A 23434-nucleotide genomic window follows, 5' to 3' on the forward strand; every position below is an offset into this window, starting at 1 on the left:
TCAGACGCCGAGTGCCTGCTTGACCAGAGCCGCCTGTTCGGCAGCATGCGTTTTGGCAAGACCCGTCGCCGGGCTCGCCGCCGATGTGCGCCCGACATAGACCGGCCGCTTCGCCTTCATGCCATCGCCCAGGCATTCGAGCACGTGCTCGATCCGCCGGTCGACAAAATGCCAGCCGCCCATGTTCTCGGGCTCCTCCTGACACCAGACGATCTCGGCATTGCCATACATTTCGATCGCGGCTTTCAGCGCCTTTTTCGGGAACGGATAGAATTGCTCCAACCGCACGATCGCCACGTCCGCAATGCCGCGATCACGCCGTTCGGCCAGCAGATCGTAATAGACCTTACCCGAACAGATCACCACGCGCCTGACCTGCTCGGCCGGCCCGATCGCATCGATCTCGGCAATCACGGTGCGGAACGCCGAGCCGTTGCTCATCTCATCGAGCGTCGAGACCGCCAGCTTGTGCCGCAGCAGCGATTTCGGCGTCATGATGATCAGCGGCTTGCGGAAATTGCGCTTGAGCTGGCGGCGCAGCGCGTGGAAATAATTCGCCGGCGTGGTGATGTTGCACACCGCCATGTTGTTCTCGGCGCATAATTGCAAAAACCGCTCCGGCCGCGCCGATGAATGCTCCGGCCCCTGCCCTTCATACCCATGCGGCAACAGCATCGTCAGGCCGGACATGCGCAGCCATTTGCTCTCACCCGCCGCGATGAACTGGTCGATGATCACCTGCGCGCCATTGGCAAAATCGCCGAACTGGCCTTCCCACAGCACCAGCGTGCGCGGATCGGCGACCGAATAGCCATATTCGAACCCGAGCACGCCCGCTTCGGATAGCAGCGAGTTGAAAATCTCGATCTTCGCCTGATCGTCGCGAATGTTGTTCAGCGGCACGTATTCATGCTGGTTCGACTGATCGACCAGCACGGCATGGCGCTGGCTGAACGTGCCGCGCTGGCAATCCTCGCCGGACAGCCGCACCCGATGACCTTCGAGCAGCAGCGAGCCGAAGCCCAGCGCCTCGCCGGTCGCCCAGTCGATCCCGGCCCCGGTCTCGATCGCCTCGCGCTTGGCCTCGAGCTGGCGGATGATTTTGGGGTTGAGGTCGAAATTCTCCGGCGGCGTCGCCAGCGCGTGCCCGATCGCACGCAGATTTTCGAGCGAAATCGCGGTCGGTTCCTCGGTCTCGCCATCCTCGTCGCGCGATGAATTCAGCCCCGCCCAATGGCCTTCCAGCCAATCTGCCTTGTTCGGCTTGTAGCCGGAGGCCGCCTTGTAGGCGTCCTCAAGCGTGGCGACGAAATCCTGATGCATCGTGTCGGACTCGGCGGTGCTCACCGAACCCTCGGCGGCCAGACGCTCGGCATACAGTGTGCGCGTCGTCTTGCGCGCCCGGATCGCCTGATACATCAGCGGTTGGGTGAACGCTGGCTCATCGGTCTCGTTATGGCCATGGCGGCGATAGCAGACCAGGTCGATCACCACGTCCACCGCGAATTGCTGGCGGAACTCGGTCGCCAGCTGTGCTACAAAAACCACCGCTTCGGGGTCATCCCCGTTCACATGCAAAATCGGCGACTGCACCGATTTCGCCACATCGGTGCAATACAGGCCCGAATACGCATGGGCCGGCACCGTGGTGAAGCCGATCTGGTTGTTGACAACAATGTGAATGGTACCACCGGTCCGGTAGCCGATCAGCTGGCTCATCGCGAGCGTTTCATACACCAGACCCTGGCCGGCAAACGCCGCATCGCCATGCATCAGTACGCCCATCACCGAGCGCCGACCACTGGTATCGCCCGCCATATCCTGGCGCGCGCGCACCTTGCCGACCACGACGGGATCGACCGCTTCGAGATGCGAAGGGTTCGGCTGCAGCGATAAATGCACCTGCTGACCATCGATCGACACGTCGGTCGACGTGCCGAGATGATATTTCACGTCGCCGGAACCCTGCACCGCATCCGGCTTGAAGCTCTCGCCGCCGAATTCGGAGAACAGCGCGGTGAACGGTTTCTTGACGATATTGACCAGCGTGTTCAACCGGCCGCGATGCGGCATGCCGATGGCGATTTCCGAAACCCCGTCGCGCGCCGCGGTCTCGATAATCCGGTGCAGCGCCGGAATCGTGCTCTCCGCCCCTTCGAGACCGAACCGCTTGGTCCCGACATAGCGGCGCTGGCAGAAGGTTTCGAACCCTTCCGCCTCGGTCAGATGCTGCAACACCTTGCGCTTGCCCTCAGGCGACAGCGCGTTGCGCCAGGGCGCGCCTTCGATGCGGCGCTGGATCCAGGATTTCTGCTCCGGGTCCTGAATATGCATGAATTCCACGGCAATCTTGCCGCAATAGCTCTCACGCAGAATACCGATGATCTCGCGCATCGTCGCGGTCTCGCGGCCGAGCACCATGTCGATGAAGATCGGCCGATCCATGTCGGCCTCGGTGAACCCGTAGCTTGCAGGGTCGAGTTCCGGATGATGCCCGGGCCGTTTCAGCCCCAGCGGGTCCAGATCGGCCTCAAGATGCCCGCGCACGCGATAGGCGCGGATGAACATCAACGCGCGGATCGAATCGATCGTCGCCTGGCGCGACACCGGCGCGGATCCTGTCTCCGCGGTCGTCGGTGCCGTCGTGAAATCATTGGGCCGCGGCGCCCATGACGCACCGACCGCGTCGCTGAGCACCGATTTTGCCTCGTCGCCGAGCGATGCGAACAATGCCGCAAAATCCGGATCGACACTGTCCGGCGCGCTCACCCAGCGCGCATAAAGATTGGCGATGAAGGCCGCGTTACCGCCGTTCATCGCCGTGGCTAAAATATCGACACCCGCCATATCAACTTCCTTCAACCGAAATCGGTCCGCCGCATTAGACTCGCCCGAAAGCGGAACCCGTCATGTGTTGGGCATACATGAGCGGATAGACATAGGTCACTTACCGCGCCGCTTGCACCGCTGCTTCACTGTGCAGGGATGCTTGCGGCGCATGTATCGGCAGTTCCGCCGAAAAGTTAATCAATCATCCAGCCTGCGGTACATTATGCCCGCAACGCCTTCACCATGGTCGAACCGAGCGAGGCCGGGCTGTCGGCCACATGAATACCCGCCAGCTTCATCGCCTCGATCTTGGCACCCGCGGTATCCCGCCCACCCGAAATCACCGCACCGGCATGGCCCATGCGCCGCCCCGGCGGGGCCGTGACACCGGCAATGAACCCGACCACCGGCTTCTTCACCCGGTGACGCGCCAGAAACTCCGCCGCATCGATCTCACTCTGGCCACCGATTTCACCGATCATGATCACCGCCTCGGTTTCATCATCGGCGAGAAACATTTCCAAAACCTCAATGAAATCGAGTCCCTTGACCGGATCGCCGCCGATCCCGACACAGCTCGACTGGCCAAGCCCGGCCGCGGTGGTCTGCGCCACCGCCTCATAGGTCAGCGTCCCCGACCGGGAGACGATGCCGATCTTGCCGCGCCGGTGGATATGACCAGGCATGATCCCGATTTTGCACGCATCCGGCGTGATCACGCCCGGGCAGTTCGGCCCGACCAGGATCGATTTCGAGCCGGACAGCGCCCGATGCACCCGCACCATGTCGAGCACCGGAATGCCCTCGGTGATGCACACGATCAGGCCGATTTCGGCATCGATCGCTTCGAGAATCGCATCGGCCGCAAACGGCGGCGGCACGTAAATCGCGCTGGCATCGGCCTGCGTCGCGTGTTTCGCCTCGGCCACGGTGTCGAACACCGGCAAATCCAGATGCCGCGTGCCGCCCTTGCCCGGCGTCACGCCGCCCATCACCTTGGTGCCATAGGCAATCGCCTGCTCGGAATGGAACGTGCCCTGCGCCCCGGTGAACCCCTGGGTGATCACGCGGGTTTCGGCATTGACCAGAATCGCCATTATGCGGCCTCCTTCACGGCAGCCACAATTTTCTGTGCGGCATCAGCCAGGTTGTCGGCCGCGATGATCGGCAGGCCGGATTTCGACAATATGTCCTTGCCGAGTTGCACGTTGGTGCCTTCAAGCCGCACCACCAGCGGCACCGAGAGCGATACCTCGCGCGCCGCCGCCACCACACCCTCGGCGATCACGTCGCAGCGCATGATGCCGCCGAAAATATTGACGAGAATACCCTCCACGTTCGGATCGGACAGAATGATCTTGAACGCCGCAGTTACCCGCTCCTTGGTCGCACCGCCGCCGACATCCAGAAAATTGGCCGGCTCCGCGCCATACAGCTTGATGATATCCATCGTCGCCATCGCCAGCCCGGCGCCGTTGACCATGCACCCGATCGAGCCTTCAAGCGCCACATAATTCAGACTGTGCTTGGCCGCTTCGAGTTCCTTGGGGTCCTCCTCGGCCTCGTCGCGCAGCTTTTCGAGATCGGGATGCCGATACAGCGCGTTGTCGTCGAACGTCACCTTGGCATCGAGTGCGAGAATCTCGCCCGAACCGGTCACCACCAGCGGGTTGATCTCCACAATCGCGCAATCGAGTGCAATGAACGCCTTGTACATGGCGGCCACGAATTTCGCGAAGGATTTCTGCTGCGTCGCGTCCAGCCCGAGGCCGAACGCCAGCTTGCGCGCATGAAAGCTCGAAATCCCGCTCGCCGGATCGACCGCGACCCGCATGATTTTTTCCGGATGATGCTCGGCGACTTCCTCGATCTCCATGCCGCCCTCGGTCGAGGCCATGATGACCACTTCCGACACCGAACGATCGACCAGCAATGACAGATACAACTCGCGCTTGATGTCGCACCCGGCCTCGACATACACCCGCCGCACCACGCGCCCGGCCGGACCGGTCTGCTTGGTGATCAGCGTATGCCCCAGCATCGCCTCGGCCGCCGCGTTCACCTCATCGGCCGATTTCGCCAGCCGCACGCCGCCCTTGCCCTCGGGATCATCCTTGAAATGCCCCGCACCGCGCCCGCCGGCGTGGATCTGCGATTTCACGACATAAACCGGTCCGGGCAGTTTCGCCGCCGCCTGGGCCGCCTCCTCGCCACTCCAGGCAACATGCCCGTCCAGCACCGCGACGCCATAGGATTTCAGAAGTTCCTTGGCCTGATATTCATGTATGTTCATGGGATTCCTGTACGGTGGTCATTCGCCTGTCATCAAAAAACATTCGCCGGTCGTTATATCTGCTCATGCCTTGGACCCGTCGGAGAGCGGCCTAGACCAAGCCGCCGCGCCGTGCAACCGGGCATGCTCACTGCAGATGCGCGAGCGCGAAATACGCCTCGCTGCGCATTTCCTCGAGCCGCGAAACCGTGCGCTCGAAAATCGAAACCCCCTCGCCGGATGTATAAAGCTGCGCCGGTTCCGCCGCCGCCGAGGCGTACAGCTTGACCCGATGCTCATACAGCGCATCGATCAGCGTGATGAACCGCCGCGCCTCGTCGAAATTATCGGGCGACAGCGCGGGAATCGCATCGATCAGCACCGTGTCATAATGCGTCGCCAGCGCCAGATAATCGCCCGACCCAAGCGCCTGCGCGCACAAAGCCGAGAAATCGAACCGCGCGACACCGTTGGCCGCCAGCGGCACCGGCAATTTGCGTCCGAACACGGTCAGCGCCTCCGGTTTCGGGGCCGCGCCATCGGTCAGGCGCGCGAACAATTCATCGAGCATCCGCTCCGCGCGGCGGTCCGCCGGCACGTACCAATTCCGCACGCCGCGCACACGCGCGCGGCGGTAATCCTTGCCGCCATCCAGCACCAACACGTCGAGATGCCGCTTCAGCAGCGCGATGAAGGGCTTGAAGTTCTCATACCCCGGCTTGTTCTTGTATAAATCGTCCGGCAGCGTGTTCGAGGTCGCAACCACCACCACCGCGCGGGCAAACAACGCCTCGAACAGCCGGGCCAGCATCATCGCATCACCGATGTCGTGCACCTGGAACTCATCGAAACACAGCAGCACCGACTCGGCCGCGATGATGTCGGCCAGCGTCGTCATCGCATCCGACTCGGGCGCCTCGGTCCGCAGCCGATGCAGCCTTGCGTGGGTTTCCTGCATGAACTCATGAAAATGCACCCGTCGCTTGCGCGGCACCGCGGCGGCATCGAAAAACATGTCCATCAGCATCGATTTGCCGCGCCCGACATCGCCGACCAGATACAGGCCCGAAGGATAATCCTCCGGCACTTCATCCACCCGCTTCTTGTTCAGCAGCCGGCCCAGCCAGCCGTTCGGCGGTGCCTTCGGGTGCGGATCATAGCCGCGCAACCGCCCCCACAACTCGTGCAGCCGCTCAGCCGCGCGGCGCTGCACCGGGTCCGGCAGGATCGCGCCGGCATCGATACGGGCACGATAGGCCGACATCACATCGTCTGCGCGCCGCTCTGTGACTTGATCGAGCATGAGCCGCGTCGCTACGCTTTTTCATGCCGCAGCGCAACATATCCGCGGGTAATTTCAAGGATGGCAGGATCGCAAGGCAAGCATTTCTTTTTTGAAAAAAAGAAACAAAAAACTTTCGTTTCGGTAGCGCGCGGTCCTATTCACCACCACAGACCCAATTCAAGAAAGTTTTTTTGCTTCTTTTTTTTCAAAAAAAGAAGACCCTTCCCTCCCCGCCTCCCACCCCCGTAAAATCCCCAAAAACGCCGCCACCGCCCGCGACCGATATCGGTCGACATGCTGCACCGCGAAAAACGCCCGCGGCGGCAAGCTCACCGGCACACGCACCACGGTACCCGCCGCAATCTCGCTCTGGCAGACCAGCGCCGACACGATCGTCGGCCCCGCCCCCGCCACCGTCGCCGCCATGATCGCCTCGTTCGAGGGCAACTCGATCACGATATCAACCCGCTCCCGTGCCACGCCGAGCGATTCCAGCGCCCTGAAAAATACTGCCCTGGTGCCCGAGCCATCCTCGCGCACCACCCACTGCCCGGTGGCCAGATCATCGGCACTCAGCCAATCGCGCGAGGCCCAGGGGTGTGCGGGGCTGACGATCATCACCAGCGGATCGGTCGCGATCAACTCGGTCGCCAGATTGGGTTCCGTCACATCATCCCGCGGCCCCTCGATGAACCCAAGCTCGATCCGCCCCTGCAAAATCGCCCCGATCACCTGCGCCGAATTACCCACCGATACCGCCAGCGCCACCCCCGGATACGCCCGATGAAACGCAACCAGTCGCGCCGGCAACAAATGCCCCGCAATCGTCTGGCTCGCCATCACCGCGAGCCGCCCGCGCGCCAGCCCGGTGAACTCGCGCATCGCCAAGGCCGCCGATTCCGCCCGTGCCAGAACCCCCGCCGCCTCCGCCACCAGCAACCGCCCGCCCTCGGTCAATACAATCCCGCGCCCGACCCGGTGGAACAGCTTGGTGCCGAACTCGCGCTCCAACGCCGCAATCGCGCCCGAGGCCGCCGACTGCGTCATCCCCAGCACCTCCGCCCCGCGAGTCACATGCTCGTGCTGCGCCACCACCATGAAAATCCGCAACTGCTCCAACGTCATGCGCCATCATGCACAGACTCGCCCCAGCCCGACAACGACGAACGCAGCGGCTGACCCTACCCGATCGTCATCAGGCTCGCGTTACCGCCGGCGGCGGCGGTGTTGGTGCTGATCGATTGTTCGGCGAACAGGAATTCGAGCGGATAATCATCGCCCGCCGCCTCACCGCGTACAAAAATCGGCACGATCGTCCCCGGACGCGCCGCAACCTCGTGCTGCAAAACGCTCAGGGTCGCGGCATCGCCCTCGAACAGCACCGCCGCAATCGCCGCATCGAGCGGATGGGCAGGGTCGGCCAGGCGCGCCCGCGCGGCGTGTTCCGCATCGAGCGCCTCATCGCACAGCACCAGCGGGATCGTACCGGTAGCAAGGCAGCAAGCGATCTGGCGTGCCGCACCCGCCGCCGTCGCCGCGCGGCACAGCACGATGCCGCGCGGCCGCAGCCGATACAGGTTCTGCTCACCCACCGGACCGGGCAATTCGCGCGATCGGGTCGATCCAGCATCGAAGCGCGGGCGCACCGCCAGCAGCCGCCGCAGATAGAGCGGCCCGCCCGCCTTGGGTCCGGTGCCGGACAGGCCATGACCGCCGAACGGCTGCACACCGACGACGGCGCCGATGATGTTGCGGTTGACATACAGGTTCCCGGCAACGATCCGCCCGGTCACCTGTGCGATCGTCTCGTCGATCCGGCTGTGAATGCCAAAGGTCAGGCCATAGCCGAGCGCATTCACCGCATCGATCATCCCATCCCGCGCGGCGGCGGCAAACCGCACCACATGCAGCACGGGGCCGAACACTTCGGCCTCCAGCACGGCAGGCTCGGGAATTTCGATCAGCGTGGGCGCAACAAACCAGCCGCCCGTGGCCTCGCCCGGCAATTGTGCCGAAAAACAGGGAAAGCCGCGCCGCGCCATGGCAGCGATATGCGCCAAAATCGTCGCCCGCGCCGCCTCGCCGATCACCGGGCCGATGTCGCTCGCCAGACGGTCCGGGTTGCCGATCGTGAGTTCGGCCATCGCCCCTTTCAACATGGTGAGCAGCGCATCGGCGATGTCGTCCTGCACCAGCAGAATCCGCAAGGCCGAGCAGCGCTGCCCGGCCGAATCGAAGGCGGAGGCAATGATATCGCCCACCGCCTGTTCGAGCAGTGCCGAGGAATCCACCAGCATGGCGTTCTGGCCGCCGGTCTCCGCGATCAGCGGAATCGGCCGCCCCGCGGGGTCGAGCCGCTGCGCAAGCGTCGCCTGGATCGCCCGCGCCACCGCCGTCGAGCCGGTGAACATCACGCCGCGCACCCGCGCATCCGCGACCAGCGCGGCACCCACCGCGCCATCGCCGGGCAACAACGCAACCGCGCCCGCCGGCACGCCGGCGGCACGCAGCAACCGCACCGCTTCGGCGGCGATCAGCGGGGTTTCCTCGGCCGGTTTGGCGAGCACGACATTGCCGGCGGCAAGCGCTGCCGCCACCTGACCAATGAAAATCGCGAGTGGAAAATTCCACGGGCTGATCGCCGCGACAATGCCGAGCGGCCGATGGGTGGCGTTATCGAACCCGTCACTGATCTCCGCCGCATAATAACGCAGAAAATCGACCGCCTCGCGCACCTCGCCGATCGCCGCCGGAATCGTCTTGCCGGCCTCGCGCACGATCAACCCGATCAGATGCCCGAGCCCCTGTTCCAGCAAATCCGCAGCCCGCAGCAGGCATTGCGCGCGCTGATCCGGCGGGGTCACCTGCCAGATCGGCGCGGCGAGGCTGGCTTGCACCAGAGCCGCCTCGATCGCGGCTGCGCTCGAATCGATCACGCAGCCCGGTTGATCGGTGAAATCCGCCGGATTGCGAATGGCGCGCTCGGCATCGTCCGCCGCCGCCGCATCGGGTGCGGCGCGCCACACGGTATCGAGGCTCGCAAGCAACGCGGACGACAACGACCCAAGCCGCTGCTCGTTGGACAGGTCAAGCCCCGCCGCATTGCGCCGCACGGCGCCGAACAACGCCCCGGGTGCCGCGATCTTATCATGCGGCGAACCGAGCGGCACGATCTGCCGCGCCTGCGTCACCGGGTCGGCCAACAATTCCTCGATCCGCACCCGCTGATCGGCGAGTTTGTTGACGAACGATGTATTGGCGCCGTTTTCCAGCAGGCGGCGCACCAGATAGGCAAGCAGCGTCTCATGCGTGCCGACCGGCGCATAGATCCGGCACGGCACGCCGAGTTTCCCGGACCCGACAACCTCGTCATACAACGCCTCGCCCATGCCGTGCAGGCATTGGAACTCGTACTGGCCGACCGTGAAATCACCCCCCGCCATCGCATGAATACTAGCGAGCGTCAGCGCATTATGCGTCGCGAACTGCGGAAAAATATCGCTCGCCGCACCGAGCATCTTGCGCGCGCAGGCAAGGTAGGAAAGATCGGTATGGATCTTGCGCGTATAGACCGGAAAATCCTCCAGCCCCTCCATCTGCGCCCGCTTGATCTCGGAATCCCAATAAGCACCCTTGACCAGCCGCACCATCAGCCGATGGCCACTCCGGCGTGCCAGATCGATCAGATGATCGATCACGAAGGGCGCGCGCTTCTGATACGCCTGCACCACGAACCCGATGCCGTTCCAGCCGGCAAGCCCGCGCTCGAAACACAGCATCTCCAGCAGATCGAGCGAAAGATCGAGCCGGTCGGCCTCTTCGGCGTCGATATTCAGGCCGATATCGTAGCGCCGCGCCAGCAGCGCCAGCGCCGCAAGCCTTGGCCCGAGTTCGTTCATTACCCGCGCGCGCTGCGCCCGGCCATACCGCGGATGCAGCGCCGACAGCTTGATCGAAATGCCCGGGCCGCGATACAGCCCGCGGCCGCCCGCAGCCGTGCCGATCGCGTGGATCGCCTGTTCGTAATCCCGATAGTAGCGCGCCGCGTCCGCCGCCGTCAGCGCGGCCTCGCCCAGCATGTCGTATGAATACAAAAACCCGCGCGCCTCACGCTTGCGCGCATTGGCGAGCGCTTCGGCGATGGTCTGGCCCATCACGAATTGCTCACCCATCAGCCGCATCGCGATATTCACCCCGTGCCGCACGATCGGCTCGCCACCGCGCGCCAGCAGCCTGCTCAACGCCGAGCCCAGCCCGGTTTCGCTCGCGGTCGCGGTGAGCTTGCCGGTCAACAACAACCCCCAGGTCGCGGCATTGACGAACAGCGACGGGCTTTCACCGATATGCGTGCGCCAGTTGCCGCCGCCGATCTTATCGCGGATCAGCCGATCCCGCGTCGCCGCATCGGGAATTCGCAGCAGCGCCTCCGCCAGGCACATCAGCGCAACGCCCTCCTGGCTGGACAAAGCGTATTCCTGCAGCAACGTTTCGACCAGGCCGGCACCGCGCCGCGCGCGCAGCGTGGTGACGAGTCTGCGCGCCGTGTCCCGCGCCTGCGTCTCTCGTTCCGGGCGCAACGTCGCGGCATCGATCAGCGCGGCCACCGCTTCGGGTTCCGGCCGGCGATAAGCCGCGGTAATGGCGGCGCGCAGCACGGTCTGCGGCTGCACATCCTGCGCGAACTCCAGAAACCGCACGCCGGCCGGCCCGGCATCGAGCGCCTCACCGCGTTCCAGCCGCTCCAGACCCGCCATGATCACCTGTTTCATCAAATGATGCGGCGTTCGACCCTGCGCTTCGGCCATGCTGCGCAGGCGGGCGCGCACATCGTCGTCCAGTTTCACGCCCATGGTCGAGACTGCCATCGCGCTGCTCCGTTCTTTGGGTTAACCGCTCTGGATGTCAGGGTTAACCATATAGAAAAGGCGCGGCAAGGGTCTTCTTTTTTGTGAACAAAAAAGAAGCAAAAAAAACTTTGTTAATTTGGGCCCGTGCCGCTTCAAACGCCCGTGCCCCAGGGTCAGAAAGTTTTTTAAAGTTTTTTGCTTCTTTTTTCCAAAAAAGAAGCCTTCCCCTTCCCCTTAACCTTCCTCACAACCCACCCAATGACGAACCAACCGGTTTAAGCTAAGCACGCACCATCATGATCTTCGGTCGCAGCCAGTTCCGCATCGCGGTGAATTTCGCCCTCGACGGTCTGCTGGCCGCCCTCGCGGTCATCGCCGCTGGCTGGCTGGCCAACCCGGCGCACCCGCTGCCCAATCCCGCAGCCTTGCCGCTGGCCGGCACAGCCGCGATCTGGCTGATCGGCGTGCCGTTCGGCCTCGCGCGCCAGCATTGGCGCTTCACCTCCCTGCCCGACCTCACCGCGATCGGCGCCATCGCCGCCCTCGCCGCGATCCTGATCATCCTGCTGCTGGTCGGCGTCGGCGCGCCGCTGCCATCGGCCAGTTTCCCGGTGTTGCTGGTCCTCACCTTCGCCCTCGGCCTGACCGCGCCGCGCCTGCTCTACCGCATCGCCCGCGCCCCCCGCGAAATCCCCGACAACGATGCCGAACGCGCCCTGCTGCTCGGCGATGGCGAGGGCGCGGAACTGTTCCTGGCCGCCCTGGCGCGTGAAGCGAAGCGGCGCCTGCTGGTGGTCGGGTTGCTCTCGGTCTCGGGTCGCGAAACCGGCCGGCGCATCCACAACGTCCCGATCCTCGGCACCGTGGCCGAGCTCGATGGCGTGCTCGATCGCCTGGCCACGGCCGATCAGGTGCCATCGCTGCTGATCGTCGCGAGCGGCGAGATCATCGGCGCCGATCTGCGCGCCATCATGGCGGCGGCAGAGGCGCGGGGCCTGCGCGTCGCCCGCGCGCCGAGCCCGACGGCGCTGGCCCCCACGCTGGCCGGCGAGACCTCGCTGCGCCCGATCGCGATCGAGGATTTATTGAACCGCCCGCAAGTGGCGCTCGATCGCGAGGGCATGGCCCGGCTGATCCAGGGGCAGCGCGTGTTGATCACCGGCGCCGGCGGCTCGATCGGCTCGGAACTGGTGCGCCAGGTCGCGGCGTTCGGCCCGGCGCTGCTGGTGCTGCTCGATTCCAGCGAATTCGCCCTCTGGCAGATCGAGCTGGAAATCTCCGAATGCTTCCCTGTGCTCGCGCGCGAAGCGATCATCGCGGATGTGCGCGACCGGCCCCGCATCGAGCAGGTCTGCGCCAGGGTGCGGCCGGAGCTGGTGTTCCATGCCGCCGCCCTGAAACACGTGCCGATGGTCGAGGCGAACCCGCTGGAAGGCATCGCGACCAATGCGCTCGGCACCCGCAACGTGGCGGATGCCGCCCGCGCATCCGGCGCCGCGCTGATGGTGCTCATCTCGACCGACAAAGCCGTCAATCCATCATCGGTGATGGGTGCCTCGAAGCGGCTCGCCGAAATGTATGCCCAGGGGCTCGATGTCGCGGCCCGCCAGCGCAAATCGATGAAGATCGTCACGGTACGCTTCGGCAACGTGCTCGGCTCGACCGGCTCGGTGGTGCCGCTGTTTCGCCGCCAACTGGCGCGCGGCGGCCCGCTGACCGTAACCCACCCGGACATGCGGCGCTATTTCATGACGGTGCGCGAAGCGGTCTCGCTGGTGTTGCAAGCCTCCGTGGTCGGCGCGTCCGGCGCGGCGCTGCCGGTCGATGGCGGCGGCATTTTCGTGCTGGATATGGGCGAGCCGGTCAAAATCGTCGATCTCGCACGACAAATGATCCGCCTCGCCGGGTTGCGCGTCGATCTCGATGTCGCGGTGCAATTCACCGGTCTGCGGCCCGGCGAAAAACTGTTCGAGGAATTGTTCCACGGCGCTGAAAAACCGATCGAAACCGCATTCCCCGGCCTGCTGATGGCCGCACCCCGCGTCGCCGATGCCGCGATCATCGGCCGCGCACTCGACGAGGTCGGCGCCATCGTCGACCGGGGCGATGCCGCGGCGGGAATTGCCTTGCTGCGGCGCCTGATCCCGGAATTCAGCCCGGATGCGGCGCAGGCGCGTGGCTGAAAAACACGTGCCGGCGGCCCGATTCCCGCACGGCGCGCTTGCCTTGGCTGCCGCCCTTCCATAAGGCACCAGTATGGATATCGTTGAGCCGCCGATCCCCTTTCTCGACCTCAAGGCACAGCAGGCCCGCCTCGGGCCGGCGTTGCGCGCGCGGATCGATGCGGTGATGGCGCATGGCCAGTTCATCCTCGGGCCCGAGGTCGCCGAGCTCGAAACCCAACTCGCCGCCTTCTGCGGTGCGGCGCATTGCGTCAGCGTCAGCTCCGGGACCGATGCGCTGCAGATCGCGATGATGGCGGAAGGCATCGGGCGCGGCGATGCGGTGTTTCTGCCCGCCTTCACCTACACCGCCACCGCCGAAGTGCCGCTGTTGCTCGGGGCAACGCCGGTGTTCGTCGATATCGACGCGGCGACCTTCCAGATCGATCCTGAACACCTGGAACAGCGCATCGGCGATGCCGCCCGGCGCGGCTTGCGGCCGCGCGCGGTGGTCGGCGTCGATCTGTTCGGCCAGCCGGCACCCTGGCCGCAGCTGCGCGACATCGCATCCCGGCACGATCTGTTCACCCTCGATGATTGCGCCCAGGCATTCGGCGCCGCGCTCGGCGGAGCCCGGCTCGGCCGCGCGGCGCAGGCGACGGCGGTGAGTTTTTTTCCCTCCAAACCGCTCGGCGCCTATGGCGACGGCGGTGCGCTGTTCACCGATGATGCAGCGCGCGCCGCGCTCTATCGCAGCCTGCGCACCCATGGCGAGGGCACCACGCGCTACGATGTGCAGCGGATCGGCATGAACGGCCGGCTCGATACCATCCAGGCCGCGGTCCTGCTGGCCAAGCTCGATGCCTTCGAAGCCGAACTGGCACGGCGCGAGGCGATTGCGCGCGCGTATGATGCCGGGCTCGCCCGCCACGTCACCATCCCCGCCCGCGTTGCGGACAGTACGAGCGCCTGGGCGATCTACGCCGTACTGTTCACCGATAGCGCAGCCCGCACCGCGGCGCAGGAAGCGCTGCGCGCGCAGGGCGTGCCGAGCGCGATCTATTATCCCAAGCCGCTGCATCATCAACCCGCCTATGCCGGCGCGCATGATGGCGTCGCACTGCCGGTCTCCGAAGCGATCGCCAACCGGATCATGGCGCTGCCGCTCCACGCGGACCTGAGCGATGCGCAAGTGGCCCGCGTGATCGCCGCGTTCGAAGGGTTGGGCGACCATGCCGCGCGGTGACCTGTTCCCCGAAATCGGCCCGTATCAGACCGGCTACCTGCCGGTCGGCAACGGCCATGTCATCTATTGGGAGCAGGTCGGCAATCCGCGCGGCAAGCCGGTGCTGTTCCTGCACGGCGGCCCGGGCGCCGGCGCGGGTGCGGTGCATCGGCGGTTCTTCGATCCCACGATCTGGCGGGTCCTGATCTTCGATCAGCGCGGCGCCGGACGCTCGACGCCGCTGGGCGGGCTGCAGGCCAACACCACCCCCGCTCTGGTCGCCGATATCGAGGCGCTGCGCCAGTTCCACGGCATCGACCGCTTCATCCTGTTCGGCGGCTCCTGGGGCTCGACCCTGGCGCTCGCCTACGGCCAGGCCCACCCCGAACGCGTGGCAGGCATGGTGCTGCGCGGCATTTTTCTGGGCCGGCCGATCGAGGTCGATTGGTTCCTGCACGGCCTCGCGCAATTTTTCCCCGATGCCCATGCGGCCTTGCTGAATTTTCTGCCGCCGGGTGAACGCGCCGACCTGCTGGGCAGCTATCTGAAGCGCCTCTGCGATCCGAACCCGGACGTCCACGTGCCCGCCGCACGGGCGTGGTCGGTCTACGAAGGCTCATGTTCGACGCTGCTACCCAGTTTCGAAACCGTGGCCGCCTTCGCGCACGACCGCACCGCAATCGGCCTCGCGCGGATCGAGGCGCATTATTTCGTCCATCGCCTGTTCCTGCCGGAGGGCGGCCTGCTCGCGCATATGGGGCGCCTCACCCGCGTGCCGGCCGAGATTGTGCAAGGCCGCTACGATATGATCTGCCCGCCGCAAACCGCCTTCGAACTCGCCGCCGCCTGGCCCGGCGCGCGGCTGACCATCGTGCCGGATGCCGGGCATTCGGCCCTGGAACCCGGCATCCGCACCGCGCTGCTGGCCGGATTAGAGCGGGCGCGTGCCCTGATCTAGCCAGAATTTGGGGCCATCGATCATGAAAACCGTGAGGCATTGGCAATGACATGGCGCAGACGATCGTTCCTCGGCGCGGGCATCACCCTGGCATCGGCCGGTGCCATCCCGCGTGCCACGGCCGGCATGCCGCGCATGGCGCTGACCATGGCGACCGGCGAACCCGGCGGCGGCTTTGCCCTGTATGGCCCCGCCTGGGGCCAATCGGCCAGCGCCGCCGCCCCGGTCACCCTGTCCTACCGCGCCTCGGGCGGCAGTGCCGCCAACATCCTGCTGGTCGAACAAGGTGCGGCCCAGCTCGGCCTGACCACGCTGGCGGTGGCCGATCAGGCGTGGCTCGGCACCGCATCCTGGACCGGGCGCGTCACGCTGCGCGGGTTTCGCGCGTTGTTCCCGATCTTTCCGGCCAGTTGGCAGGTGGTCTCCCTGCTCGACGGACCGGTGAAACGCCTGGCCGATCTGGCCAGCCGGCCGATCGGCGTCGGCCCGGCCGGCGGCGCGAGCGCGGTGCTCACCCCCGCCCTGCTCGGCGCCGTCAACATCAAGCCCCGCCTCGCCATCGCCGGGCTCTACACCGAACAGATCGAGCTGCTGCTGCGGCGCAAACTCGATGCCTGTGCGTTTTTCGGCCCCACACCGCTGCCGGCCCTGCGCGATGAGGCCGCCAAGGGCGGTTTCACCCTGCTCGGCGTGACCAACGCGCAGCAGGCAGCGATGGCACGTTTGCCGGGGATCACCCGCATGATCATTCCGCACACCAGCCTGCCTCACCAGACCGCCGCGGTCGCGACCGTCGGCTCCGACGCCATCGCGATCGGCCGCGCCGACCTGCCCGACCAGCTGGTCGCCCAGCTGACCGAGGCAGCCCTGAGCCACCGCCCCATCCTGCGCGCAACCAACCTGCCCGCGCACGGCATGACGTTGAAGAACGACTGGATTGACGCCAGCAGCCCGATCCAAATCCACCCCGGCGCCGCGATGGCCTTGCGCCGCCACGGCTTCGCCGCCCCGGCCAGGCTGGTCCGCAGCTGACAAGCCGTGCCCGCCACTCGGCCGGTGCGGTGCGCAATGCTGGTCCGGCGGCTATTTTGCCCTATGTAGATCAGGCAGATATCGGAATCATTTGATGCAGAAACTGATCGTTTCACTTGTGGGGAGCAGCCGGCGCCACGCCTTCGTCGTGCTCGCGTGCTATGTCGTGCTGCTGGCGCTCGGGCTGGGCTACGCGCGCTCGCATCTCGGCATCGACACCAATACCGACCACCTGTTCGCCAGCTCGCTGCCCTGGCGGCAGGAACAAATGGTGTTCGACAAGGCATTCCCCCAATTCAACGACCTGATCGTGGCGGTGGTCCAGGATGCCACACCCGAAGGGGCCGACGCGACGGCCAAGGCGCTGGCCGGCCGCATCGCCGCCGACAAAACCCATTTCAAGGACGTCAGCCGCCCCGGCACCGGCCGGTTCTACCGCGAAGACGGCCTGCTGCTGCTGCCGGCCGACCAGTTGGCGGCCCTGCTCAACTCGATCGTCACGGCGCAGCCGTTTCTGGGTCAGCTCTCGGCCGATCCCTCAGCCGCCGGCCTGTTCAAGGCGCTCGACCTGATGGCGGTCGGCGTCGGTGCCGGCCAGGCCAATCTGGCGCCCTACGCAGCCCAGCTGAAAAGTTTCCAGGCCGCGATCGATCAGGCCGCCTCGGGCAACCCGAAGCCGATCTCCTGGCAGGCGCTGCTGACCCCCGGTGTCGCCGCGGAACAGGGCGATGTCCGCTTCGTGCTGATCCACCCGGTGCTCGACCACGGCACTTTGCAGCCGGGTGGTGCCGCGACCGCCGCACTCCGCCATATCGACGCGTCACTCCCCAGCGTCCGATCGGGCGAGGCGACGGTCAACTACACCGGCCAGATCCCGCTATCGGATGAACAATTCGCAAGCCTCACCCAGGGCCTGGTGCTCGGCCTCGTCATCAGCGTGGCGCTGATCACCCTGTGGCTGATCCTGGCGGTGCGATCGTGGCGGATGATCGTACCGATCCTCGCGACCCTGATCGTCGGCCTGCTGCTCACCGTCAGTTTCGCCGCCCTCGCGATCGGCACGCTCAACCTGATCTCGGTCGCCTTCGCCATCCTGTTCGTCGGCCTCGCGGTCGATTTCGCGATCCAGTTCTGCGTCCGCCTGCGCGACGTGCGCACCCGCATCGCCGATCCCGCCCTCGCCATGATCGAAGCCGCCAACGAGGCCGGCACCCAGATCGCCCTGGCCTCGGTCGCGACCGCCTGCGGCTTTCTCGCCTTCGTGCCGACCAGTTTCGTCGGTGTGGCCGAGCTTGGCGAGATCGCCGGCATCGGCATGCTCATCGCGTTCGTCTGCACCATCACCATCCTGCCCGCGCTACTCGCCCTTACCCAGCCGCGCGGCGAGCCCGAGCGGATCGGCTTTCCGCTCGGCGACCGGGCGGACGGCGCGGTGAAGCGGCACGGCAAAGCGGTCCTCGCCGGCTTCGGCGTCCTCGCCATCGCCGGCGTCGTCTCGGTCGCCACCATCCATTTCGACGCCAATCCGCTCGACACCCAGAACCCGAACACCGAAGCGATGCGCACGCTGAAATCGATGCTCGGCAAATCGGTCACCAACCCGTTCTACATCAACGCGCTGGCGCCGAACGTCACCGCGGCAAAGGCGCTCGCCGCACGGTTCGACAAACTCCCCGAAGTCGCGCAGGTGATCTCGGGCGCGACCTTCGTGCCCACAAATCAGACCGCAAAACTCGCGATGATCGCCCAGACCCAGCAGATCCTCGCCCCCTCGCTGTCGGGCGGCACGCCACCGCCGGCCACCGCCGCCCGCCTGCGCGAAGCCGCGGCCAAGGCCGCCGGTGAAATTGCCGCGATCGCCGCCAAACTGCCCAAAAACTCGCCCTTGCTCGGCATCGGCCAGGCGCTCGACCGGTTGAAAACCGCATCGGACGCCCGCCTCCTCGCCGCCAACGCGGCCCTGGTGAAATACCTGCCCGGCGAGCTGGCCCGGCTGAACGATGCGCTGTCCGCCCAGCAGATCACGCTGGCCAACCTGCCGCCCGACCTGAAACAGGATTGGTTCCTGCCCGATGGCCAGGTGCGCCTGCAGATCATCCCGACCGCCGCGGCCCAGACATCGGCAGGATTGTGGAAATTCGTCGCCGCCGCACAGACCATCGTGCCAGTGGTCGCCGGCCCGGCGGCAACCACCGTCGCCACCGCAAAGACCATCCTCGGCGCCTTCCGCGAAGCCGCGACGCTGGGGGCCATCGCCATCGCGATCATCCTGATGATCTTCCTTCGCTCGGTGCGCGATTCCGCCCTGGTGGTCGCCACCCTCGCCCTGTCCGCGCTGCTGACCGCCCTGTTCGCCCGCCTCGCCGGCATGCAGCTCGACTACGCCAACATCATCGCCCTGCCCCTGCTGCTCGGCGTCGGCGTCTCGTTCAACGTCTATTTCGTGATGAACTGGCGCGATGGCATGCGCAATCTGCTCGGCTCGGCCACCGCGCGCGCCGTGCTGTTCTCGGCGCTGACCACCGGCACCGCCTTCGGCTCGCTGGCCGCCTCGCACGATCGCGGCACCGCCAGCCTCGGCACGTTGCTGCTGCTCAGCCTCGCCGCCGTGCTGATCGCCACCTTCATCTTCCTGCCGGCGCTACTCTCGGTCCTGCCCCGCCGCAAGGCAACCCGCGCCACCGATGAGCCTTGAAAAACGCAGCGTCTCGCTGTCCGGCCATCGCACCAGCATCGCGCTGGAACCAGCCTTCTGGGCCGCCCTCGAAGCGATCGCGGCGGCCCGCTCAACCAGCCTGCCAGCCCTGATCGCCTCGATCGACGATACCCGCTCACCCGACGATGCGCTGGCATCCGCCCTGCGCGTGTTTGCCCTGACGATGCGGGGTAGCTAGTCTGGCCCACCCAAACTATAGTCAACGCGCAATAAACGTAACGGAAACCAAGCCCATGCCGCATTATCGTTCTCGCACCTCGACCCACGGCCGCAACATGGCGGGCGCCCGCGCCCTCTGGCGCGCCACCGGCATGGGCGATGGCGATTTCGGCAAGCCGATCATCGCCATTTCCAATTCCTTCACCCAGTTCGTCCCCGGCCATGTCCATCTGAAGGATCTCGGCCAACTGGTCGCGCGCGAGGTCGAGGCAGCGGGCGGTGTCGCCAAGGAGTTCAACACCATCGCCGTCGATGACGGCATCGCGATGGGCCACGGCGGCATGCTGTATTCCCTGCCCTCGCGCGAGCTGATCGCGGATTCGGTCGAATACATGGTCAACGCCCATTGCGCCGATGCGCTGGTCTGCATCTCCAACTGCGACAAGATCACCCCGGGCATGCTGATGGCGGCCCTCCGCCTGAACATCCCCACCATTTTCGTCTCCGGCGGCCCGATGGAAGCCGGCAAATACGTCGCCAAGGGCGAGACCAAGGCGGTCGACCTGATCACCGCCATGGTCGCCGCCGCCGACCCGACCCAGACCGATGAACAAGCCGCCGTGATGGAGCGCTCCGCCTGCCCCACCTGCGGCTCGTGCTCGGGCATGTTCACCGCCAATTCAATGAACTGCCTGGTCGAGGCGCTCGGCCTCGCGCTGCCGGGCAACGGCTCGCTGCTCGCCACCCACGCCGATCGCAAGCGCCTGTTCGTCGAGGCCGGCTGGCAGATCGTCGATCTCGCCCGCCGCCATTACGAGCAGGACGATTATACCCTCCTGCCCCGCGCGATCGCGAATTTCGATGCGTTCGAAAACGCCATGTCGCTCGACATCGCGATGGGCGGTTCCACCAACACCGTGCTCCATCTGCTCGCCGCCGCGCGCGAGGCCGAGCTCGATTTCACCATGGCCGACATCGATCGTCTGTCCCGCCGCGTGCCCAATCTCTGCAAGGTCTCGCCCTCGGTCCCCAACGTCCACATGGAGGATGTCCACCGCGCCGGCGGCATCATGGGCCTGCTCGGCGCGCTCGATCGCGCCGGCCTGCTCCACCGCGACTGCTCGACCGTGCATGAAAAAACCATCGGCGCCGCCGTCGAACTCTGGGATGTCATGAACGGCCGCGACCAGGCCCGCACCCTGTTCAGCGCGGCCCCCGGCGGCGTGCGCACCACCCAGGCGTTCAGCCAGTCCCGCCGCTACGACGGGCTCGATACCGACCGCGTCAAAGGCGTCATCCGCGATGCCGAACACGCCTTCAGCAAGGACGGCGGCCTCGCCGTGCTCTACGGCAACATCGCGCTCGACGGCGCGATCGTGAAAACCGCCGGCGTCGATGCCGCCAACCTGATCTTCAAAGGCCCCGCCAAAATCTTCGCAAGCCAGGACGATGCCGTGGCCGCGATCCTGGGTGACAAAATCGTCGCCGGCGATGTCGTGGTCATCCGCTACGAAGGCCCGAAGGGCGGGCCGGGCATGCAGGAAATGCTCTACCCGACCAGCTATCTGAAATCGAAGGGTCTCGGCAAAGCCTGCGCCCTGATCACCGATGGCCGCTTCTCCGGCGGCACCTCCGGCCTGTCGATCGGGCATATGTCACCCGAAGCCGCCGAAGGCGGTGCGATCGGCCTGATCGAGGAAGGCGACATCATCGCGATCGACATCCCCGCCCGCAAGATCGACCTGCTGATCGACGATGCCGCCCTCGCCGCCCGGCGCGCCGCCATGGAAGCCCGCGGCGCCGATGCCTGGCAGCCGATCGGCCGCGAGCGTGTGGTCTCCGCCGCCCTGCAAGCCTATGCCGCGCTGACCACCAGCGCCGCCAACGGCGCCGTCCGCGACGTCAAACAGGTGCAACGCCGCCGCACCTGACCCCATCCACGAACGTCAACCCCGGCGCGGCACTCAACTGGTCTCCGCCGCCAGCGAGACATGCGCCGCCACGATGCGCCAGCCCACATCGGCAAACCGCACCCACACCTGCGACTGCCGGCCGCCCCGCGCCTCGCCGGCGCGGTGGAATTCGGTATTGGTGATGGCGAAATCCTGCCCAAACGTCGTGATCGCCTGATGCGCGAGCGCGCGCGCCGGCGACCCGCCGGGGCGCGCCTTTCGGAACGCGCTGATCGCCTCGAAACCATACAGCGCCTCCCCGACACCGTAGCGGATGGTCTGCGGCGAATCCCAGAAAAACGCATCCAGCGCCGCGATGTCATTGGACCCGAGCGCCTGCTCATAGCGCGCGAACATCGCCGCGATGCTCGCATGTGTCGCGGGATCGTCGATCGTCATGCCATCCTTCATGGCACGACCGCAGCGCGGGTCACGCCGTCGGCCTCCAACCGTTTTGCCAGCGCGAGCCCGATGGCCTCGCGCCCCGGTGCCGTGATAATCTGCACACCAAGCGGCAGCGCCCCGGCGGCATACACCGGCACGGCGACCACCGGCAGGCCGATGAAGCTGATCGGCTGGGTATACAGGCCAAGGTTCGGCCGCACCGGCACCCCTTTGCCGCCGAGCATCATGCGCGCCTGCCCGATCAACGGTGCCGCGCACGGCGTCACCGGCGCCAGCAGCGCGTCGTAACGCTCGAACAACAGCGCGGCCTGTGCTGCGAACCAGGCGCGGAACCGCTGCGCCGCCTGCACGATCTGCGCCGGCAGCAGCGCGCCCGCCATCAGCCGCGGCCGCGTCGCCGGGTCATACTCCTCGGCACGGGTTTTCAGCATCTCGAAATGCAGCGCGCCGCCTTCCGCCGCCGTGATACAAAACGCCGCCGCGCGCGCCCGGCCGGCCGGCCTCCGGCAAAACCGCCTCGCCCTGCGCGCCAAGCGCCGCCGCCACCAACCGCACCGCGTCCAGCGCTGCCGGCGTCGCTTGTTCCGCGAACCACCCGCCCAGCGTCGCCACCCGCATCTCGCCGGCATCGCCAATCGGCGTCGGCGCCACCCCGCGCATCACATCGAACGCGCGTGCAATATCCTCGGGGCAGCGCGCGAACGGGCCAAGATGATCGAGACTATCGACGAACGGAAACGTGCCGGACCGATCGAGCGCGCCATAGGTCGGCTTCAGCCCGAACACCCCGCACAGCGCCGCCGGCAAGCGGATCGAACCATTGGTATCCGACCCCAGGGTGATCGGCGCGAACCCGGCGGCCACCGCCGCGGCCGACCCGCCGGACGAACCACCAGCGCTGCGCGCCACATCATGCGGGTTGCGGGTCGGCCCGTCATGGGCGTTTTCGGTGGTGAACCCATAGGCGAATTCATCCATGTTCAGCGCGCCCAGCAACACCGCCCCGGCGTCGATCAACCGCGCCAACACCGGCGCATCGGCCATAGCAGGCGCCGCGTCGCGATACAGTTTCGAGCCCGCCCGCGTCGGCAACCCCGCGATATCGTACAAATTCTTCACCGCCACCGGCACGCCCGCGAGCGGCCCGGCATCACCCCCCGCCGCCACTTTCGCATCGACCGCATCGGCCTCGTCCCGCGCCCGATCCGTGGTCAGCGTCGTGAAACAGTTGAACACCCCATCATGCGCCGCAATCCGCGCCAGATGATCCTCGAGCACCGCGCGCGCGCTGATCCGCCCGCCCCGCACCGCAGCCGCAATCGCGGTCGCGCTGGCCCGATGCGGCACCGCCACGCTCTGCATCAGCACGGCATGAACCGCGGCGCCGCCTCGATCGCGTGCGGCAGATCGAACGCCAGCACCAGTTCCGCCTGCGCCATGATCATCGTCATCGCCTCGATCACCGCATCACGATGCGCGGGCGCGATCGGCAGGCCCAGAAGTGATGCGGCAGCGTCGACATAGGCGGGGATGTCTTGGGTCATGGCGTATCTCGCATCTACTCGGAATGTTGTCGCAACAAATTATAGCAA

Annotated in this window: 15 protein-coding genes and 1 pseudogene; 7 read left to right on the forward strand and 9 right to left on the reverse strand. The window is 66.2% G+C overall.

The features are described from left to right. The 6 genes from B7X49_RS03755 to putA form a co-directional block, all read right to left on the reverse strand. Window positions 1-2847: a 2-oxoglutarate dehydrogenase E1 component gene (locus tag B7X49_RS03755; protein WP_286703472.1), complete on the reverse strand. Its 2847-nt coding sequence runs from the start codon at window positions 2845-2847 to the stop codon at window positions 1-3. Between the two features lie 203 nt (window positions 2848-3050). Continuing rightward, entirely contained in the window at window positions 3051-3926 is an 876-nt protein-coding gene (gene sucD, locus B7X49_RS03760) for a succinate--CoA ligase subunit alpha (protein WP_029310982.1), read from the reverse strand. Then, on the reverse strand, window positions 3926-5122 hold the full coding sequence (gene sucC / locus B7X49_RS03765; protein ID WP_286703473.1) for an ADP-forming succinate--CoA ligase subunit beta: 1197 nt from the start codon (window positions 5120-5122) through the stop codon (window positions 3926-3928). Before sucC ends, sucD begins: the two co-directional genes overlap by 1 nt. Window positions 5123-5249: 127 nt before the next feature. Then, complete coding sequence (gene zapE / locus B7X49_RS03770; RefSeq protein WP_286838328.1) at window positions 5250-6365, reverse strand: cell division protein ZapE; 1116 nt, start codon at window positions 6363-6365, stop codon at window positions 5250-5252. Window positions 6366-6563: 198 nt separating this feature from the next. Then, a complete protein-coding gene (locus tag B7X49_RS03775) occupies window positions 6564-7511 on the reverse strand; it encodes a LysR family transcriptional regulator (protein ID WP_286703475.1) in 948 nt (315 codons plus the stop codon). A 56-nt stretch (window positions 7512-7567) separates the two neighbouring features. Then, complete coding sequence (putA, locus tag B7X49_RS03780) at window positions 7568-11251, reverse strand: trifunctional transcriptional regulator/proline dehydrogenase/L-glutamate gamma-semialdehyde dehydrogenase (protein ID WP_286703476.1); 3684 nt, start codon at window positions 11249-11251, stop codon at window positions 7568-7570. Window positions 11252-11529: 278 nt separating this feature from the next. Between putA and B7X49_RS03785 the strand changes: the two genes are divergently transcribed. The 7 genes from B7X49_RS03785 to ilvD all read left to right on the forward strand — a co-directional run bounded on the left by B7X49_RS03785 (window position 11530) and on the right by ilvD (window position 21416). Continuing rightward, on the forward strand, window positions 11530-13416 hold the full coding sequence (locus B7X49_RS03785) for a nucleoside-diphosphate sugar epimerase/dehydratase (protein WP_286703477.1): 1887 nt from the start codon (window positions 11530-11532) through the stop codon (window positions 13414-13416). A gap of 73 nt (window positions 13417-13489) precedes the next feature. Then, window positions 13490-14641, forward strand: a complete 1152-nt coding sequence (locus tag B7X49_RS03790) for a DegT/DnrJ/EryC1/StrS aminotransferase family protein (RefSeq protein WP_286703478.1) — start codon at window positions 13490-13492, stop codon at window positions 14639-14641. Further along, a complete protein-coding gene (gene pip, locus B7X49_RS03795) occupies window positions 14628-15578 on the forward strand; it encodes a prolyl aminopeptidase (RefSeq protein ID WP_286703479.1) in 951 nt (316 codons plus the stop codon). The genes B7X49_RS03790 and pip overlap by 14 nt, the downstream gene beginning before the upstream one ends. A gap of 45 nt (window positions 15579-15623) precedes the next feature. After that, the gene (locus tag B7X49_RS03800) at window positions 15624-16610 is read left to right on the forward strand and encodes a TAXI family TRAP transporter solute-binding subunit (protein ID WP_286703480.1); all 987 of its coding nucleotides are present in this window, start codon (window positions 15624-15626) and stop codon (window positions 16608-16610) included. Between the two features lie 94 nt (window positions 16611-16704). After that, window positions 16705-19305, forward strand: a complete 2601-nt coding sequence (locus B7X49_RS03805; protein ID WP_286703481.1) for an MMPL family transporter — start codon at window positions 16705-16707, stop codon at window positions 19303-19305. Then, the gene (locus B7X49_RS03810; RefSeq protein ID WP_029310992.1) at window positions 19295-19504 is read left to right on the forward strand and encodes a ribbon-helix-helix domain-containing protein; all 210 of its coding nucleotides are present in this window, start codon (window positions 19295-19297) and stop codon (window positions 19502-19504) included. Before B7X49_RS03805 ends, B7X49_RS03810 begins: the two co-directional genes overlap by 11 nt. Before the next feature lie 55 nt (window positions 19505-19559). Continuing rightward, entirely contained in the window at window positions 19560-21416 is a 1857-nt protein-coding gene (gene ilvD / locus B7X49_RS03815; RefSeq protein ID WP_286703482.1) for a dihydroxy-acid dehydratase, read from the forward strand. 33 nt (window positions 21417-21449) lie between these two features. On the opposite strand, the gene hpxZ is transcribed toward ilvD, so the two are convergent. From hpxZ to B7X49_RS03830, 3 genes and pseudogenes are all read right to left on the reverse strand, one after another. Beyond that, the gene (gene hpxZ / locus B7X49_RS03820; protein ID WP_286703483.1) at window positions 21450-21836 is read right to left on the reverse strand and encodes an oxalurate catabolism protein HpxZ; all 387 of its coding nucleotides are present in this window, start codon (window positions 21834-21836) and stop codon (window positions 21450-21452) included. An 8-nt stretch (window positions 21837-21844) separates the two neighbouring features. After that, window positions 21845-23204, reverse strand: a pseudogene (locus tag B7X49_RS03825) (AtzE family amidohydrolase). Then, window positions 23204-23386 carry a DUF4089 domain-containing protein gene (locus B7X49_RS03830; RefSeq protein ID WP_029310996.1) on the reverse strand — a complete coding sequence of 61 codons (183 nt, stop codon included), beginning with the start codon at window positions 23384-23386 and terminating at the stop codon, window positions 23204-23206. Before B7X49_RS03830 ends, B7X49_RS03825 begins: the two are co-directional and overlap by 1 nt. Window positions 23387-23434: the final 48 nt, after the last annotated feature.

The sequence above is a fragment of the Acidiphilium sp. 34-64-41 genome (assembly GCF_002282635.1).
In the GTDB taxonomy this organism is placed as follows: Bacteria; Pseudomonadota; Alphaproteobacteria; order Acetobacterales; family Acetobacteraceae; genus Acidiphilium; species Acidiphilium rubrum.